General features: G+C 59.6%; 17 protein-coding genes and 1 pseudogene. 13 read left to right on the top strand and 5 right to left on the bottom strand.

The genetic code is table 11. The features are described from left to right. Positions 1 to 88: 88 nt before the first annotated feature. The 7 genes from IAE36_RS05385 to asnB are packed head-to-tail and all read left to right on the top strand — an operon-like array spanning position 89 to position 8040. Positions 89 to 1405 (top strand): AMP-binding protein, encoded by a 1317-nt coding sequence (locus tag IAE36_RS05385; protein WP_201210866.1) that lies wholly within the window; start codon positions 89 to 91, stop codon positions 1403 to 1405. Continuing rightward, positions 1402 to 3141, top strand: coding sequence for a prenyltransferase/squalene oxidase repeat-containing protein (locus IAE36_RS05380; protein WP_201210858.1), 1740 nt, complete (start codon positions 1402 to 1404; stop codon positions 3139 to 3141). The genes IAE36_RS05385 and IAE36_RS05380 overlap by 4 nt, the downstream gene beginning before the upstream one ends. Positions 3142 to 3150: 9 nt before the next feature. Then, entirely contained in the window at positions 3151 to 3546 is a 396-nt protein-coding gene (locus IAE36_RS05375; RefSeq protein ID WP_201210856.1) for a hypothetical protein, read from the top strand. A 4-nt stretch (positions 3547 to 3550) separates the two neighbouring features. Further along, positions 3551 to 3835: an acyl carrier protein gene (locus IAE36_RS05370; protein WP_201210854.1), complete on the top strand. Its 285-nt coding sequence runs from the start codon at positions 3551 to 3553 to the stop codon at positions 3833 to 3835. 3 nt (positions 3836 to 3838) lie between these two features. Then, complete coding sequence (locus tag IAE36_RS05365; RefSeq protein WP_201210852.1) at positions 3839 to 4792, top strand: acyl-CoA synthetase; 954 nt, start codon at positions 3839 to 3841, stop codon at positions 4790 to 4792. Between the two features lie 17 nt (positions 4793 to 4809). Then, positions 4810 to 6192 (top strand): amidase family protein, encoded by a 1383-nt coding sequence (locus IAE36_RS05360; RefSeq protein ID WP_201210850.1) that lies wholly within the window; start codon positions 4810 to 4812, stop codon positions 6190 to 6192. 12 nt (positions 6193 to 6204) lie between these two features. Further along, positions 6205 to 8040 carry an asparagine synthase (glutamine-hydrolyzing) gene (gene asnB, locus IAE36_RS05355; RefSeq protein ID WP_201210848.1) on the top strand — a complete coding sequence of 612 codons (1836 nt, stop codon included), beginning with the start codon at positions 6205 to 6207 and terminating at the stop codon, positions 8038 to 8040. On the opposite strand, the gene IAE36_RS05350 is transcribed toward asnB, so the two are convergent. Then, the gene (locus IAE36_RS05350; RefSeq protein ID WP_201210846.1) at positions 8037 to 8975 is read right to left on the bottom strand and encodes a LysR family transcriptional regulator; all 939 of its coding nucleotides are present in this window, start codon (positions 8973 to 8975) and stop codon (positions 8037 to 8039) included. The genes asnB and IAE36_RS05350 overlap by 4 nt on opposite strands. Positions 8976 to 9282: 307 nt before the next feature. On the opposite strand from IAE36_RS05350, the gene IAE36_RS05345 reads away from it, so the two are divergent. Continuing rightward, entirely contained in the window at positions 9283 to 10128 is an 846-nt protein-coding gene (locus IAE36_RS05345) for an SDR family NAD(P)-dependent oxidoreductase (protein WP_028634249.1), read from the top strand. A gap of 2 nt (positions 10129 to 10130) precedes the next feature. Continuing rightward, complete coding sequence (locus tag IAE36_RS05340) at positions 10131 to 11015, top strand: SMP-30/gluconolactonase/LRE family protein (RefSeq protein WP_201210844.1); 885 nt, start codon at positions 10131 to 10133, stop codon at positions 11013 to 11015. 11 nt (positions 11016 to 11026) lie between these two features. On the opposite strand, the gene IAE36_RS05335 is transcribed toward IAE36_RS05340, so the two are convergent. The 4 genes and pseudogenes from IAE36_RS05335 to IAE36_RS05320 all read right to left on the bottom strand — a co-directional run bounded on the left by IAE36_RS05335 (position 11027) and on the right by IAE36_RS05320 (position 13046). Continuing rightward, entirely contained in the window at positions 11027 to 11494 is a 468-nt protein-coding gene (locus IAE36_RS05335) for an NIPSNAP family protein (protein ID WP_236408615.1), read from the bottom strand. A gap of 314 nt (positions 11495 to 11808) precedes the next feature. Beyond that, entirely contained in the window at positions 11809 to 11997 is a 189-nt protein-coding gene (locus tag IAE36_RS05330) for a hypothetical protein (protein ID WP_236408613.1), read from the bottom strand. Between the two features lie 270 nt (positions 11998 to 12267). Then, positions 12268 to 12729, bottom strand: a pseudogene (locus IAE36_RS05325) (type II toxin-antitoxin system YhaV family toxin). Further along, the gene (locus IAE36_RS05320) at positions 12729 to 13046 is read right to left on the bottom strand and encodes a type II toxin-antitoxin system PrlF family antitoxin (protein ID WP_201210842.1); all 318 of its coding nucleotides are present in this window, start codon (positions 13044 to 13046) and stop codon (positions 12729 to 12731) included. Before IAE36_RS05320 ends, IAE36_RS05325 begins: the two are co-directional and overlap by 1 nt. Before the next feature lie 342 nt (positions 13047 to 13388). Here IAE36_RS05320 and IAE36_RS23830 point away from each other — a divergent pair, with 342 nt between their 5' ends. The 4 genes from IAE36_RS23830 (at position 13389) to IAE36_RS05305 (ending at position 16918) form a co-directional block, all read left to right on the top strand. Further along, the gene (locus IAE36_RS23830) at positions 13389 to 13511 is read left to right on the top strand and encodes a hypothetical protein (protein WP_268933042.1); all 123 of its coding nucleotides are present in this window, start codon (positions 13389 to 13391) and stop codon (positions 13509 to 13511) included. A gap of 138 nt (positions 13512 to 13649) precedes the next feature. Then, positions 13650 to 14723: a helix-turn-helix transcriptional regulator gene (locus tag IAE36_RS05315; protein WP_201210834.1), complete on the top strand. Its 1074-nt coding sequence runs from the start codon at positions 13650 to 13652 to the stop codon at positions 14721 to 14723. Continuing rightward, a complete protein-coding gene (locus IAE36_RS05310; protein ID WP_201210832.1) occupies positions 14720 to 16288 on the top strand; it encodes a hypothetical protein in 1569 nt (522 codons plus the stop codon). The genes IAE36_RS05315 and IAE36_RS05310 overlap by 4 nt, the downstream gene beginning before the upstream one ends. 51 nt (positions 16289 to 16339) lie before the next feature. Further along, a complete protein-coding gene (locus IAE36_RS05305) occupies positions 16340 to 16918 on the top strand; it encodes a hypothetical protein (protein WP_060481902.1) in 579 nt (192 codons plus the stop codon). Position 16919: the final 1 nt, after the last annotated feature.

Here is a 16919-nt window from a genome sequence, read left to right as displayed (position 1 = left end):
CAGGCTCTTACTAATAGACCGCAAAAGTATTTTACTTTATCGGTCGACTCGCCAATTCTCACTGGGGTTTTTTAACGAGGGCAAGTTAATGTTAGTTAATAACGACCATTACTACAGGGTTTTGCAGGGCGCCGAACGCGAAATCCTGCGTCATGGGGAGTTGATCCCCGACGCCCCTTTCTATGAGCGAAAACTGCAGGCTGTGTGGGAGCGCGCCCGCCACAGCGAGTTCTATTGTGACCTCGGCGACTTCAGCTTCGCCGGGTTCGAGGCCCTGGCGCTGACGCCCAAGGCCAGTCTCAAAGGCTCCCCGCGTGCATTCTGCACCATTGATTACGGCCAGGCCGCCAAGTATTACGCGACCACTGGTACCACCGGCGAGCCCACTCCCAGCCCCAGGCTCAAGGAGGACGTCATTTGGAACGCCGTGTCGGTCGCGTTCCACTGGCGCCACGTCATCGAGCCTGGCTCACGGGTGGCCAACCTGATGCCGTCGGACATTGTCCCGGTGGGCGACTTGATCGCCAATGTATGCGAATACCTGGACGTTTCCCATGTGCGTGCCTACCCCTTCACCACGGGGATCACGGATTGGGAGCGTCTATGCAGGCTGTTCGAGACCTACCGTCCGACAGTGATATTCATCGCGCCTGGGGTGTTGGTGCAACTGACGCGCTATCTCAAGCAGCGGCAGATGCTTGAGCGTGTCAGGGAGTCGATCAAAGCGATTATGTTGTTGGGTGAAGTCAACACCCAGCCCTTCCGGGAAAACCTCGCGCAGTGGTGGGCTTGCGATATTCACGATGCCAGCTATGGCAGCACCGAAACCGGCACCCTGGCGGCGGTGACCCAGGGCAAGGCGCAACGCTTGACCACGGCCACGAATTATTTCGAGTTGGTGACCGCCGACGGTCAGATCGTACCCTTGAGCAATGGCGCCAGCGGGCGCCTTGTCGTAACGCCGCTGAACCTGTACGCCCGCCCGCTGTTGCGCTTGGACACCGGCGACAGTGTGACCATCACGTCCGAGTGCGCCGTGGGGTTGCCGGGCCCGACGATGATGGTCAACGGCCGCGATTCCGACGCTGTCGTGGTGTCCGGGGTGGACCTGGAAATCCGCAAGATCGAAGAAATTGTCTATGGCCTCAGCAACGCCACCGGCTATCTGATCGAAGTGGACCGCACAACAGATAGCGCGAGCCTGATCCTGGAGCGCGATGTGGTCTGGGACAATAAGCTGGAGGCCGGGCTTGCACACTCGTTGCGCGAGTGTTCCGAGGAACGGATGAAGCTGCGGTGGGACAGGATCCTGTTCGTCAACAACCTGGCGGTGGTCAGCAAGAGTGGGGCTTCGCAGAAAAGCTGGAAAAAGACCAACCTGCGTTTCGTAGGTGGCCAGCAATGAATGCGTTCAGCCAGATTCCGCCGCGCTTTCCCGAAGGTCGCGCAGCGGTCAGCGGCCAGCCAGACCTCTGGTGCACCTATGCGGCCATCCGCAGCCTGGCGTGGGTCGATCAGTTGGAAACGGTCGACCAGCCGCTGATTCGTCGCTATATCGAGTCGCGCTTGAACCGGGATGGCGGCTACGCCTGGAGCAAAGGCATGCCTTCGGATGCCTGGGCAACGTTTTACTGCACCGAAACACTGAACGATCTCGGTGCGTTGGAGCAGGTGTCGGAAAAGACCGAACCTTGGCTGGACGGCCTGTGGGATGGGCATGCCTACGCCATGTGCGCGGGGCAGGGCGCGGATGTATGGGCAACCCACTATGCGGTGCGCACCCTGATCAATGTCTGTCACGGTGAGGTGAAAGCCCCGGCCGTACTGCTCGATTGGCTCAGTGCGCTGCAATGTGACAATGGTGGGTTGAGTTGGTCGCCGGCATTTGCCCAGCGCAACAAGGCGGACGTGCGTGCGTGCTTTTATGCAGTGATGGCCTGGAGGGCGCTGAGCCAGCAAGGCGACTGGGTACCGGATTGGGACATGGATCGGCTGATCGACTGGATGCAGGCCCAGCAGGTTGCAGGGGGCGGCTTTCGTTTCAGCGAGGCGGCTGAAACCGAGTGCCTGTGGGCGACTTATCGCACCACCGCAACCCTTGCTGCGCTGGGGCGCGCGCCGTTACACAGTGCCGGTTGTGTCGCGTGGATAGAGTCGTTGCGTGGCCCGGAGGGTGGGTTCGTACGCTGGCAAGGCTATGACTGCGAAGACGTCTGGGCGGTGTTTTGTGCGGTTGGCTCGCTCAAGGCCCTGGGCCGTGATGTGAGTGGGCTGGCCCGGGGCGTCAGCCGGTTTATCCAGCAGCTGTATGTCGATAGCGGCGGCTACACCTACTGTGAAAAAAGTGCGGCGGCGGACGTCTTGACCACCGCCGCCACTGTCCTGGACGGTCGCCTCACCCCGCAGGCGCGTGCCTCAGCGGTGAAGTGGATCGAGGGTTGCCAGCTGCCCAACGAAGCCGGAGTGATGTACATGCCCGGGCGAGGCGCCGAAGTGCGGTGCACCGCCTGGGCGTTCGCCGCCGGCGCGCTGCGTGACTCGCCCGAGGCCCGGCAGGCTGTGCTGGCCTGGCTAGCCCGGATCCAGAACCCCGACGGCGGTTTCGGCTTCTGGGAAGGGCGTGGCTCGGACTTGGTGTCCACCGCCTCCGCGGTGTCGATCATTACCCGTCTGGGCCGCAGTGACGGTGTCGACTGCGAGCAATTGGAGCGTTTTGTCAGGCGTTGCGCCATCACCCAGGAGCCCCTGGCCTTTGCCAACTTCCCAGGTGGCGTAGCGACGTTCCGTTCCAGTGTCCAGGCGCTCAAGTGCCTGCGTTACCTGGGCTACACCGACAACGAAGGGATGTTGGCGCTCCTGCAGCGGCACAAGGTCAAGCAGGGTGGTTTCGCCAATATCGGCAATCGCATTCCGGATTTGCTCAGCACTTACGAAGCCATGGCTGCCTCCTGTGACTTCGGCCTCGAGGTGGACCGCGCTCACGTGCTGTATTTCCTGGAAAACGTCGAGACGGACGACGGCTACGCCTGGTCACCCATGTACCGTGAAGGGCACGACGCGCTATCCACCTGCCTGGGCAGTCTGGTGATGCAGTGGTTGAAAGGGCGCCTGCCTGTACTTCCTAACTTGTATCTGTCTTGAGAGGGTACTGTGCCGACGATCAACATTCGCTCCGGGTTTCTTGGAATAAGTGACAAAAAGAAAATCGCCTTGAAAGTGGCTCGCGAACTCAAGGGGCATGGCCTGGATCCGTCGCACTGTATGGTGATTTTCAGTGCGTTGGACGAAGGCAGTCTATTCAGCGCCGGACTACCGATGCCAATCAACAATGGCGAGAGCACGCGCAGTCAAGTGTTTTTTATCCGTGCGTCGATTGCTGCCAGCCGTGATCAGTTTTTCCGTAAGGACTTCGCCACGCAACTGTTCGATTTTTTTTCCACGCAGTTTGCCGGTTCATTCTTTTATCTGCAGTACGAAGATGTTTTCACTGAAAATGTGTTTTACGCCACGGGTGAAACACTCACGAACGCTGGCACAAAAGGTTAACAACATGACCAATTCCAACACTGTAAAAGACGCTATTCGTTCAGCCCTGGAAGCCTTGCTTGGGCCTGAAGTCCGGACCATTGGCGCCGACCAGAGTTTTCGCGACTTCATTGGCGAGCGCTTCGATAGCCTGATGGCCGTAGAAGTGGTGACGACCATAGAGGAGCGCTTTGGCATCGAGGTGGACTACGTGGGTGATGACGTTCGCTACTGGTTCGAAACCCTGGAAAAGATGGAGCAGTTCGTCACCGAGCGTCTGGAAGACACAGCCACGTTGCAGGCGCTTTAGGCGATGAGCGTGGAGCACGTATTTCGTACCTCCGGCTCAACCCAGGCGCCGCGCCAGTGGAGTCGCACCCGGCGACAGATGGAGCAGGAAGCGCGGATGATCCTCGGTACATGGGCCACCGGTGTGACCGACATCCTGGCGTTCGCCCCCACGGAGCACAGCTACGGCATGATCCTGGGTCAGATAGGAGCCGAGGTGACACAGGCCAGGTTGCAATGCTGCTCTCTGGAGACATTCCAACTGCCAGACCTGCAAGTCAGAGGGCCCACAGTGATCCTCTGCATTGCCAGCACCTGGACACTGCTCGCGTCGCTGCTCAAGCGCCTGGCGCCGCAGGTGCCGGTATTGGTACTGCACAGCGCCTCGGCTTTGCCGTCCAAGGCGTACGGGGTGGTCAATCGTTTTGCCGGGCCCGGGGTGACGTTCATCGAACTGCTGGGTTCGACCGAAACCGGCGCCATTGCCCATCGCCCTGTCAGTGAAACGTCTATGCCCTGGACGGTGTTCGAGGATGTCTCGTTGCTCAGCCCGGTGGGTGTGGAGTCACGCCTCAGAGTGTCGAGCCCGCGAATCGCCAGGGCCGTCGAGGATGAAGTGGCTGCGCCAAGTCACCAGAGCGATGACTGGATTATTGCGGTGGGGCATGGGCAGTTCCATTGGTTGGGGCGTGCCAGCCAGCTGATAAAAATCAATGGCGTGCGCCAGGATCTGGGCGTCTTGCGCGCAGACCTCAGTGCGGTGACCCAATGCCAGCACTTGGCATGCGTGCCCCTGCGCGATGAGGTACGCGGCGAGGCCTACGAAATCGTATTCAGTTCGCCCACGCTCAGCGCGGCGATCATCGCCCAGGCAATCGAGCGCCTGGGAGGGCATTTTCCCAAGCCGGTGCGCATTCGCCACGTCGAACAGGTGCCGTTGTCAGCCAGCGGCAAACCGCAGGCATGGGCTATTCAGTAAACAGGGAGTCGTGAGTCATGAGCATCCGTACTGCAGAACAGAGCATTACTGCTTACCTGTCAGGCCACGCCAGCCAACGTGAACACGCCGAGGCTATGCCGGACTTTCTCCGGTTACCGTTACGCCAGCGCCACCGTTTGCAACTGGAGCAACCCCGGCTGCGGCAGCAATGGGCCGGGCAGTACAACCAGTGGGCAGGCTCGGCGGATAGCCAATACCGTTGCCTGGTCTCGAGTGTGATTGACGACAGTGCCCTGTTCCGCATGGGGGTCAAAGACACCGTCGATGTGGCCGGCCTGCCGACACGCCTGGGGTTGCGCAGTTACCGGCACTACCCGGATGTCTCTGCCAGCGCCTTGAGGTCGTTGCATCCCGACGTGCGCGTCCTGTTCAAGGTCGCCACCACCGAACTCAACATCGGTTTTGGCTGCGGGGCGCGTAACCCGTTGTACCCGAGCATTGACCCTTCAGGCTCCAGCACCGGCTCGGCGGTAGCCGTGGCTGCAGGGTTGTGTGACATCTCCCTGGGAACCGACGTGCTGGGATCCGTGCGTTGGCCGGCAGCCCATTGCGGCATGGTCGGCCTGCGCATGACACACAAGGCTTCCAACCTGGATGGCGTGTTCCCGTTGTCACCCTCCATGGACGCTCTGGGTTGGGTCACGCGTACCGCCGATGATCTGGACTTTCTTATGCCCATGCTGGGGCTCGAGCAACATTTAGGCGAGCAAAGGCCACTGGCCGATACCTACCGGGTTGGCGTACTGAGCCACATTGACGAGGGCATCACCAGCGCGCCGATGCTCGCCATGATGCAACAGGCGAAAAGCCTGCTGGCTGACTTGGGTCTGCCTCAGGTGCCCGTGCAATTGCCAGCGCTGTGGGCCAGTCGTGGGTCGGCCTGGCAGTTATGTGCGCGGGACGCCTGGTTGGCCTCCCAGGTTTGGCGCGAGGTCTTCGATACGGACCTGCACTGGTCGACCCAAGCCGCACTGGATGTGGGCGCCGCCGTGAGCGATACCGAGTACGGGCAGATAATTGCGCGCATGCAAACGGTGCGGGCTGGCATCGACCAGTGTTTTGAAGACGCAGGTGTGGATGTGGTGGTGTTTCCCATCGATCCGTGCCGGCCTTTTGACGTGCGTCGGCCGCTGCCGGGCGACTCGACCATCCCGTCACCGGCCGATCCGGACTATCCACAGAAAATCGGATTTACCCCGTTAGCCAGCTTCAGCGGCCTGCCGGCGATAACCTTGCCGATCAGGCTCAGTGTTGACGGCAAGGCCCCCCTGGCTCTGCAGATCATGGGACGGCGCGACAGCGAGCTGCAATTGATTGACTTGGCGAAACGCCTTGAAGCACTGCGTGGCCCCTTACCTGCGGCTGTAACCGACCAATAAGGATTCTCTGACATGTGTGGAATTACAGGCTGGGTCGACTTCACGCGAGACCTCAACGATCAACGTCCGCTGGTGCAGAAAATGACCGCCAGCCTCGCACGACGCGGCCCGGATGCCGAGGGAATCTGGCAGGGCCAGCACGCATTGCTTGGGCACCGCCGGTTGGCAATCATTGACTTGAGCGGTGGTGCACAACCGATGACATTCACCACCGCAGGCGGCGCCACGGTGGCGATGGTGTACACCGGCGAGGTCTATAACTACGTCCCGCTGCGTGAGCGTTTGCAAAAGGCCGGGCACCACTTCACCACCCGTAGCGATACGGAAGTGGTGTTGCACGCCTACTTGGAGTGGGGCGAGCAGTGCGTCGAGCATCTCACCGGCATGTTTGCGCTGGCTATTTTCGACGAGCGCGAAGGACGTTTCCTGCTGCTGCGCGATCGCCTGGGGGTCAAGCCACTGTATTATGCAGCGCTGGACGCAGGCTTGTTGTTCGCCTCGGAACCCAAGGCCATTCTCGCTCACCCGCAGTTCCAGCGAGCGCTGGACATCGTGGGGCTGGTGGATGCGTTATCCCTGTGCAAAGCGACCGCGCAGACCGCCTTCAAGGGCATTCGTGAATTGCCGCCTGGCCATCGCCTGCAATTGCTGGCAGGGCGCGCACCGAGCGTACGGCGCTATTGGGCGGTGGAGCGTCACGAGCACGCCGATACCGAAGCGCAGACCGTCGAGAAAACCCGGGCCTTGCTTGAACGGGCCCTGGGCGAGCAACTATATGCCGACGTGCCGGTCTGTTCCTTGCTCTCCGGCGGCCTGGACTCGACCGTTCTCACGGCCATGGCGCAGAAGAAGCTGCAAGCCGAACACGGCGGTGTGGTCAATTCGTTTTCGGTCGACTTTGTCGGGCAGGCGGAGCAGTTCCGTGCCGATAATTTCCGTCCGGACCGCGACCAGCCCTTCGCGCTGGCGGCCGCCGAAGCGATCGGCAGCCATCACCAGACCATCCTGATCGACAATCAGGAATTGGTGAGCGAGGGGGCACGGCAGTCGGTGTTCAGGGCCAACGATTCGGCCCAGACGTTCGGCGACGTGGACACCTCATTGCATTTGCTGTTCAAGGCTATTCGCGAGCACTCCACCGTGGCCATTTCCGGTGAAGCGGCGGATGAGGTATTTGGTGGCTATGCATGGTTTCGCGATCCCCAGGCGCTTGAAGCCCAGCGCTTCCCCTGGCTTTCACGCATGCAGCTGCTGCAGCCGGAGATGATCAACCCGGACTTCAACAAACTTTGTGATTTCGCCGAATACCAACGCAGCAGTTACGGCCAGGCCGTCGACAGCGTCGAGCATCTGCAGGGCGACAGTCCTGAGGAGCGCAGGATGCGCGAAGTCTGCCACATGCACCTGCATCGCTGGCTGCCGATCCTGCTGGACCGCAAGGACCGCCTGAGCATGTACGCCAGTCTCGAAGTGCGTGTGCCGTTCACCGACCATGAACTGGTGCAATACATCTACAACGTACCGTGGCGCATCAAAGGCAAAGACGGGGTGGAAAAGTGGTTGCTCAAGCAGGCCTGTGCCGACCTGGTGCCTGACGCCGTGCTACAGCGCAAGAAAAGTCCATACCCGACGTCTGCCAACCTCGCGTATGAACAGTTCCTGCGCGCCCAGACCAAAGTGCTGTTGCAACAGGCCGGCAACCCGGTCTTCCAGATTATTGATCGCACGCACTTGCGTCGCGAGCTTGAGCAGCCTGTGGGTGATTTCAACTCCCAGCTCAAGCGCAATAACCTCGAAACCGCCTTGTCCCTAGCCGCGTGGCTCCAGGATTACCAGCTGGCGCTCTAACTCACTTGAGCGGAGAGCATCCCCTCGACCCGGGGAGCGGCCTTGAAGTCGAGCATGGAAATGAAGCTGTCCATCAACGGTGATTCGTTGTGGATGTTCCAGCTCATGTACAGGCCGATGGCCGGGTTGGGGGAGGCGGTCACGGGGTAGATCCGGCGGAACAATACCTTGTCACGCATGATTGAGTTGGCAATCGACTCGGGTACCAGGGCAACGCCGAAACCGCAAGCCACCAAGCCGATCAAGGTATGGATCTGCGCGGCCTCCTGCACCACCTTGGGGTAGAAACCGGCGGCCTCACACAAGGCGATCAGCTGACTGTGATAGCCGGTGCCCAGAGCTTCGGGGGTGAATACAAAGTCTTCCCCGGCGAAATCCCTCAAATCGATCTGATCTTCTTTTGCCTTGGGGTGGTGGGCGGGCAGCGCCATCATGATCTCCTCGTCCAGCAACAGGCGTGACTCGACGTTTTCCGCCGAGATCGGCAACTTGCGCATGAAGGCAATATCTGCTTCTCCCGACAGAATCGCCTTGGCCTGGCTGGAAGAAGGCATTTCCCTGATGATCAACTGGACTTTGGGGTAGGTCTCGCGGAACTGGCGCAGGGTACTGAGCAGTGACTCGTAGTAGGCGATGGACACCGCCGTCACCGTGAGTTTGCCGGCAATGCCCTCGGACACCTGGCGTGCGTGTTCGATGCCCAGTTCCAACTCTTTCAACGTGCTATAGGCCGCATTCAGGAATGCACCGCCAGCGGGAGTCAGCTTGACCCCGCGTTTATTGCGCGTGAACAGGCTGAATCCCAGTTTGTCTTCCAGCCGATTGATGGCTTGGCTCAACGGCGGCTGGGCCATGTGCAGGCGAATGGCGGCCTTGTGGAAATGCAGCTCTTCAGCCACGGCGATGAATTGGCGTAGCAGGCGGGTTTCGATCATTTCTTCTGTTCCTTCATTTGAACTGATCTGTGGGCGGGTGCGGCAATGTCACCGGTAAATGGGCGCTCGCCTAAAGCATACACAGGGCTAAGTTGAACTTCGGATCCAAAAATTGCAAGGGCTGTCGGGCAGGTCCGAATGCCGTGGCGTAGTGTTAGGAAGAGCCTTCAGCTGAATCATCATCAAGGGATCATTCGGATTGAACATCAACTTGATATGAGCCAGGTATCAACGTGCGCCGCCGTTAGTATTAAACAGCGTGGCTGTTCATTGTTAAGGTGAGGCGGCACTCAAGAGGAAACAGCCAATGAATTTTACAGGAAAGACCGCCGTTGTAACGGGCGCTGGCCGAGGGCTCGGTTTAAGTTATGCGCACGCATTGGCCACGCTGGGCGCTAATGTGGTGATCAGTGATATCGGCGCAGATAAGCTGGGCGCCGGGGGCGATAGTTCCATCGCCATGGAGGCTGCGAGAGCCCTCAGGGACAAAGGTTTCAACGTGGTGGGCCATCATGGGGACTTGTCCAGTGAGCAGGGTTGCGAGCAATTGGTGGCAACGGCCATCGACGCATTTGGCCAACTCGATATCCTGATTCACAACGCCGGCTGGGTCGGTTATCAAGCGATTGAAGAGGCTGATGCAACATTCATCGGCCGCGCGGTGGACATCAATATCTATACCCCCGTGTGGTTATGCAAACACGCCTGGAAACACCTCAAGCAGTCTGCTGCCGCACGGGTCGTGCTGACGTCATCCGACCGCGCGATGTACCAGCAGTATGCCCAACCGGGCCTGGTGGCGTATGCCGCTGGCAAGATGGCACAACTGGGCATCATGAATGCGCTAAGCATTGAGGGTACGGAAGCCGGCATTCTCGTCAATGCGGTGTCCCCAGTGGCCAAGACCCGCATGTGGGGCGTGACGGGCGAACCGGAGAACCTCAAGCCTGAATGGGTGACCCCTGGCGTGGTGTTCCTGGCGTCGCAGCAGTGCCAGGACTCCGGTTATGTCCTGCGTGCCAGCAATGGCCAGTTTACGGCGACGCGGTTTGTCGAAAACCCGGGGGTCGATTACCCGGTCGATCTGGCCCGAGTGAAGGCCGCCAGTGCTGAACAGGTTGCCCAGCTTTGGGGCCACATCAAGGAGCGTTGAATATGCCTGCTCAGGAAGAGCTCAAACTATTTTCACCGTGCCAGGCCGATCTGGGTGAAAGCCCGGTCTGGGATGAAACCCATCAGTGCCTGCTCTTTGTCGACATCAGTGGCGGCCAGATCAATGCCCTGGACCTGCACGGGCAACTGACGCGCCTGTATGACTCGCCTGCGCGCATTGGTGCCTTGGCATTGACTGAAAAGGGCAACCTGATTTTCACCCAGAATGCCGGGGTTGCCATCTTGGACCGCACCAGCCTGCGGGTCACCCAGAACTCAAAGCTGGCCATTACGCTGTCGTCCTATCGTTTCAATGATGGTGCGTGCGACCCGCAGGGCCGCTTCATCACCGGCTTGATGGATGAAGGTCACAGCAGCAATACGGGCAAGCTCTATCGCTACGACGCCGGCCTGAACGCCTCGGTGATTCTGGACAGTATCAGCCTGCCCAACGGACTGGCATGGGCCAGTGGGGGCGACGCGTTGTTTTTCGTCGACTCGGTGGCCCGCACGCTCTACCGCGCTCCTTACCTGGCGAACGGCAACTACTTGCAACAGGTATCGGTATTCGCCCGGACACCGGAGAAACTGGGCCGACCCGACGGCCTGGCGCTGGATATCGAGGATAACCTGTGGGTTTGCCAGTTCAACGGAGGCTGCCTGCTGCAATATGACCGCAATGGCGCCCTCCTGCAGACCTTGGCAGTGCCGGTGCCACGGCCCACCAGTTGCTGCTTTGGCGGACCGGATATGCGTACCCTGTTCATTACCACCGCCAAATTCGGCATGTCGGCGGACGAGCACGCAGACTATCCGGCAGCGGGCAATATCTACAGCATCCGGTTGCAGGTGCCTGGAAGGCCGCGCCACCGTTTCAAGGAACTGTAGTCGCACATGCTTCAAGGCCGAGGCAGGGCGGCAGGTATCCGTGAATAGTCGGTCAACACCATCACCTTTTCCTGAATCTGGCCCACCATTGCGCCGTGCTCCGCGGCGCTTTTTTCCTTGATGGCAGACCATTCCCGGTCAGCCATCAGGTTTGCCCAACCCTGGCGCATCCTCTCGGTATCCGGCCATCTGATCAGGTAGACAAACTCGGTACGCTGGTCGGTCCTGGCTTCCCACAGCGAGATGATGTCGAACCCATGACGGGCCATGATGCGCATGGCGTGATCACGAAATCTTTCATGAAACGCAACCTTATTGTCTTCGAAGATTTCGTAGATGCGCAGTTGGTAGATGGCGTCTTGCGCAAGCGGCGCTGCGGTTGAGCCAGTCACGTTGGCGTGGGCAGTCAGTGAGGGCATGAATAGGCCTGCGACGGTCAGGAAATGGAACGCCAATAGCGTGGTTTTAAATCTTGCCATGAGAGGGGCCTGCTCGAAGAACCAGGGAAGTTCCGCTGACGAGGGCGGCCCATGGATCTTTGGGGAGCGGGGCGGGTTTGTATAATATTTTTTCAATCGGCGTGTGAGACGCCCACAGTCTTAATCCTGTGCACGGCAGCGCGTGTTCAGGACGATCCAGAAGGGTCAGGCGCGGAATATCCGTTGCCGATTCGGGTTTCCCTAGGCGTTGAGTCGTAGCAATAGAGCAGCCAGAAGCGCCGGTCTATTTTGCGCGGCGCCAGCGTCGGTAGGCGGTGCCCTGCATAACAACAGTGTCCAGCCAGACTGCAGCATCAGATCGCGACCTCACCGTCGATATCTTCGTCCAGGTTTACGGAGTGCTCTGCGTTGGCGAGCAGGGTTTGGGTCAAGTCTTCCAGCACAGTGGTGAGGTTGCGGCCGCTTCGGATATCAGCCTCCAGCAAACACAGGAACGCACCGATGGCAGGGGCCTCGTGGATGGTTTCTAAGCAGCTGACCATGATTTCCCCCTGCGTACGTGGAATACAATCTTGCCACTGGAAGTGGATGAATCTCCATGGCCTATAAAGGCAGAAATGATCAGCTAAACAGCCTGCCCGACGAAGCTCAAAGACTATCCGGGTCGCCAAAAAACATTTGGACATTCATATAAATCAAATGGTTATGAATGGAAAATTGGATTTGTACCCGCAGATGTACCCCTTTCAACAGCAGGACGCAACAAGGAGGGATCGGTTTCAAAGGTGCAATCCCTCACCCTCTCGCGCAATTTATGCCTTGGTCTCGTCCCAGTCGCTGCGCGTCGCAGCAGTCAGCGCATCCCAGTCATCAGGAGGGTTGCCGCGGCCCAGCATCTACTCGAATACGGCGTAAGGATCGGATTTGCTGCCTGCGGAGCGTAGGGCGTTTTCGTCGTTGACCCATGCGTAAACGATGACCTTGGACCTTGAGTCGTAGCGAAAGAACAGCCGAAAGCGCCTGCCGATTTTTGCACGGCGCCAATGTCTGTAGGCGGTGCCCAGCGTATTGCCTTGGCGGAACTCATCACGGCCCGGATCGGCAGGCACAGCCTCCATGATCAGATGGCTCAGCGCCCGAAACAGCTTGACGTTGGCGTTGCTCTCAAAACCTTGCGGATCATTCTGCTCGGCTCGGGCTGCGGCTTCTTGCAATTTGCGTAGCTGTAACGTCACACCTTCATGGAACAACAGTGTCCAGCCATGTCGCAGCATCAGATCGCGACCTCACCATCGATATCTTCGTCCAGGTTTACGCAGTGGTTTGCGTTGGCGAGCATGGTTTGCGCCAAGTCTTCCGGCAGAGTGGTGAGGTTGCGGCCGCCTCGGATATCAGCCTCCAGCAAACCCAGGAACGCACCGATGGCAGGGTCTTCATGGGTGGTTTCTACACGGCTGACCACGATTTCACCCCTGCGCACGTCGAATGCGATCTTGCCACCAGTGTCAATGCCCAAAAGCTGGCGAATGGATTTGGGCAGTGTGACCTGTCCCTTCGAGGTCAACGTGGCGATTTCGTGGATGGCAGGCATGAGTGTTCTCCCGGATGGATTGATTAGATGGTAAGGAATAATCCTTACTCGGTCAATCTTGGTTTTCAGCTGGACAAGCATAGGCGGGGAGGACGCTCAATAGCACCGCAAGATGAGTTACATCACTTCCAGGGACGCGATCGATGAAGCCGCCGCAGGGCGGCTTCGATTGATCGGAATTTCAGCAATTCGACCTGGCTCCAAAGTGATGTCAATATGACATTGCTCACCGGTACGCGGCGCTGAACTGGCTCTGCGGTAAAAAACCATGCACGCAGCGACACAGAATGTCGCTGCCTTGATTCAGGATGGCCTCCGTCCCATCCAGCTCAAGGAACCCACATGAAGGAACTGACCTGCTTCGCCATCGGCCTGGTTGTTGGCGTGTTGTTGATGACAAAAAGCCAGACAGTCGACGACCTCAAGCGCGAGCTGGAACGCGAGCGTGAGCGCAGTACTGCGTAACCCGGCGCCGGACATTTGTATGTATGGCTTTCTGCTACTAGCGGTAAATTCCGGATAGTGCTAAAAAGCCATCAAAGGACCATTCGCCGGGTATATGACACCAGCGAACTATTATCAAGGTTGATCGAGCACGGTTGCATGTCAGATCCCAAAGACAGGCTATTCAGGCATCTGGCCTTGCTGCGGCTCATCCCCCGCGAGCCGAAAAGCATCACAACGAGCGAATTGTTCGAGCGCCTCAAGCGTGAACGTTTCGACTTCGATCCCCGCACGCTGCAACGCGACCTGGCAGGACGTTTGGCGCTGGACTTCCCATTGCTCTGCGATGAAAGCCGCAAGCCCTACCGATGGAGCTTCCCCAGTAACACCCCGTATTTCGACTACCCGGCACTGGACACGCCCACAGCGCTGGCGTTCGTCCTGGCCCAGAGCCACCTGGGCAAACTGATGCCGCCCAGTGTGATGAAGCTTCTGATGCCGCACTTCGAACTAGCACACCGCCAGCTCAAGGCGCTGCAGCATAACCACCTGGCGCAGTGGACCGACTGCGTGCGCGCGATGCCCAACGGCAAGGCGCTGCAGCCTGCCGAAGTGGACCCCGCCATCTGGTCGCACGTCGCCGACGCGCTGCTCGACAGGCGCCAGCTGCACGTGCAGTACCTCAGCCGCAGCAAAGGCCAGCTCAAGACGCTGCGCCTGCACCCGGTGGGTATCGTCGCGCGTCACTCCATCAGCTATCTGATTGCCATGGTCGACGGTTACAGCGACGCACGCCAGTTCGCGTTGCATCGCATCCTGCAGGTCACGTGCCTGGACGCTGCGGCGCAATCGGCACATGGCTTCGATATTGACGATTACGTCCAGGGTGGCGGGTTCAATAGTCTAGGGCCGGTCGCGCGCGTCGAATTGATCGCCGACGTGTCCCCGCAGATTGCTTGGCTGTTGAGCGAAACGCCGCTGGCTCCTGATCAGTGCCTGGAACCGCTGCAGGGCTCCGAGTGGCAGCGCTTGCGCGCCACCGTGCCTGACGACCTGGAGACGCTGTGGTGGTTGTTCGGGCTGGGCGAAAACGTTCGCCTGCAGGCGCCGCACAGCTGGGCCCAAGCCATCCGAGCCCGGCTTGCGGAAGCGCAGGCGCTGTATGCGCAGCCGCTGGCTGAACCTTCTTCCATTGCCAACCACACCCTCGGCTGCCAGGAAAACCAACTATGAAGCCTGATTTGTCCAAGCCGTCCACTGCACATGAATCGAACAACCTTGACGAGATCCAGCGCGACATCATCCAGAGCGTGACGGCGCTTTCCACCAGCGAAACCGTCAGCCGCTTCGGTAGTGCCAACGCCGAGTACATCAAAGGCTTCACCGGCGTCGATAATGAAACCGGGCAGCGCTTCGCCAAGGGCCTGGCCGATATCGCCGGGCACAAAGTCAACGACGACCCGCTGTACGCCAAGCAGAATATCAAGCAACAGGCCGGCTACTCGGCGGAAGTGGCCACCACCAGCCGTGACAACGCCGAGGCCATCATCAGCGGCTCGAAAGTGCGTACCTCGCGCAGTGACGACTTGACTCAGTACGGCAGGAACCACAACGTGGTGGACCGTGTGCAGATCCTCGATGGGCAGATCATCGAAGGTACGCAGTCACAGATGAAGTTCGTGGGCAACCGTGACCAGTTGCTCGACGACATCGCCAGCGAGAACGGCAAGTTCTCCCGCTACCGTGGGGTCAAGCTCGAACTGCCGTCTGAGCAGTTCGAAGGCGCAGAGGCCCATTGCCGTGAAAAGGCGCTGGTCCTGCGCGAGCAGGCTGCCAAGGTCGACGCGGCAGGCAAGCCCGAGGTCGCTGCCAAGCTGCGCCGTGACGCCGACAACTATGAGCAGTTGGCCGACAACGTAAAGGACAGCGGGCTGACCACCGAGGACGCCATTTTCTACCGTGAGTACCCCGAGCTGGCCACGGCCATGGATATTGCCCTCACCAGCCACCGCGCGGGCGTGGAGGGTGCCAAGTACGGTGCGATGGTCGGCGCCAGTATTTCTGCCTTGCAGAATGTGTTCGCAGTGGCCCAGGGCAAGCAGGACGTCGCCGATGCCGCGTTGGCACTGGCCACCGACACCGCCAAGGCGGGCGCGCTAGGCTACGGCACTGCGTTTTTTGGCGCGGCGCTCAAAGGCGGCATGCAGCAGTCGAGCAACGTGACCCTGCGCAACCTGGCCAACACCAACGTACCGGCCATGGCGGTGAACGTCTGCCTGTCGCTGGGCAGCTCGATCAAACGCTATGTCACGGGCGAAATCAGCGAAGCGCAGTTGCTCGCCGAAGTCGGCGAAAAAGGCTCGGGCATGCTTGCCAGCAGCATGATGGCGGCCGTCGGCCAGGTCGCCATTCCCATCCCCTTTGTCGGCGCGGCCGTGGGCGGCATGATCGGCTACAGCCTGTCTTCGCTGTTCTACCAGGCTGCCCTGGACGTTGCCCGCGGTGCAGAGCTTTCCCGGGCCCAGTTGGAGCGCACCCGTGCGATCCAGAGCGCTGCCCGCGAGCGCATTGCTGCAGAGCAGGCGGCTCTGGATGACTTCACCCACCGCGAAATCCCACAACTGCAGAAGGAAACACAACAGCTGTTCTCCATGATCAACGCCATCGGCAGCGTCAGTGCCGACGACGTTGTCGCGGCAATCAACACGTACGCCACGTTGCTGGGCAAGAAGCTGCAGTTCCAGACCCAGGACGAGTTCGACAACTTCATGGACAGCGACAGCCCGCTGGTCCTGTAAGCCGATTGCTTACCTGAAGCATTCCCCCCAAGGAACAAGGACACCCCGTTCATGCTGATCAAACTCCTGTCCATGCCGGACAAAAAACACCTGGTCGACCTGGCAAAGCTGCTGGCGCTTTCCGACAAACCGCTGCTGTGGGATGGCAAGACCTCCGCTGAGCTCACGTCCGACACCGATCTCAAAGAGCTGACAATCGAGGAGGGCGAGCACGAGCGCGAGCTGATCGCAGATCTGGAACAGGCTGCCGGCATTTCGTCTTCGGTATCACCGGCCCTGCGCATGTTCCTGGCCACCAGTGACATCGGCACACGCCTTGTCGAGGTGACCAAGAAGTTCCCGATCACCCAGGCAGAGCGCCCGGAATCCCGTGCTCAGGCGGCCAAGACCGTACTCAAGGAATTGCTCAAGGACAAGAATGCCGATCAACCCTCCGTGCCGAAAGTGATGCTGTTCGAATTGCTGCTGGTGGCCCTGCGCGACGGCAATATTTCCAGCATCGAATGGGCGCTGCTCAAAGAGTTTCAACAGCACCACAAGCTTGAAGACTACATCTTCGACGACCTCCTGGAACGCGCGGAAGTGCTGAACAAGGAAGTCAACAAAACCCTCTCCATCGTACTTGAGTAAG

The sequence above is a fragment of the Pseudomonas sp. S36 genome (assembly GCF_016647875.1).
In the GTDB taxonomy this organism is placed as follows: domain Bacteria; phylum Pseudomonadota; class Gammaproteobacteria; order Pseudomonadales; family Pseudomonadaceae; genus Aquipseudomonas; species Aquipseudomonas parafulva.
The sequence above is the reverse complement of the archived record's forward strand: the minus strand, read 5'-3'. Positions and strand labels throughout refer to the sequence as shown.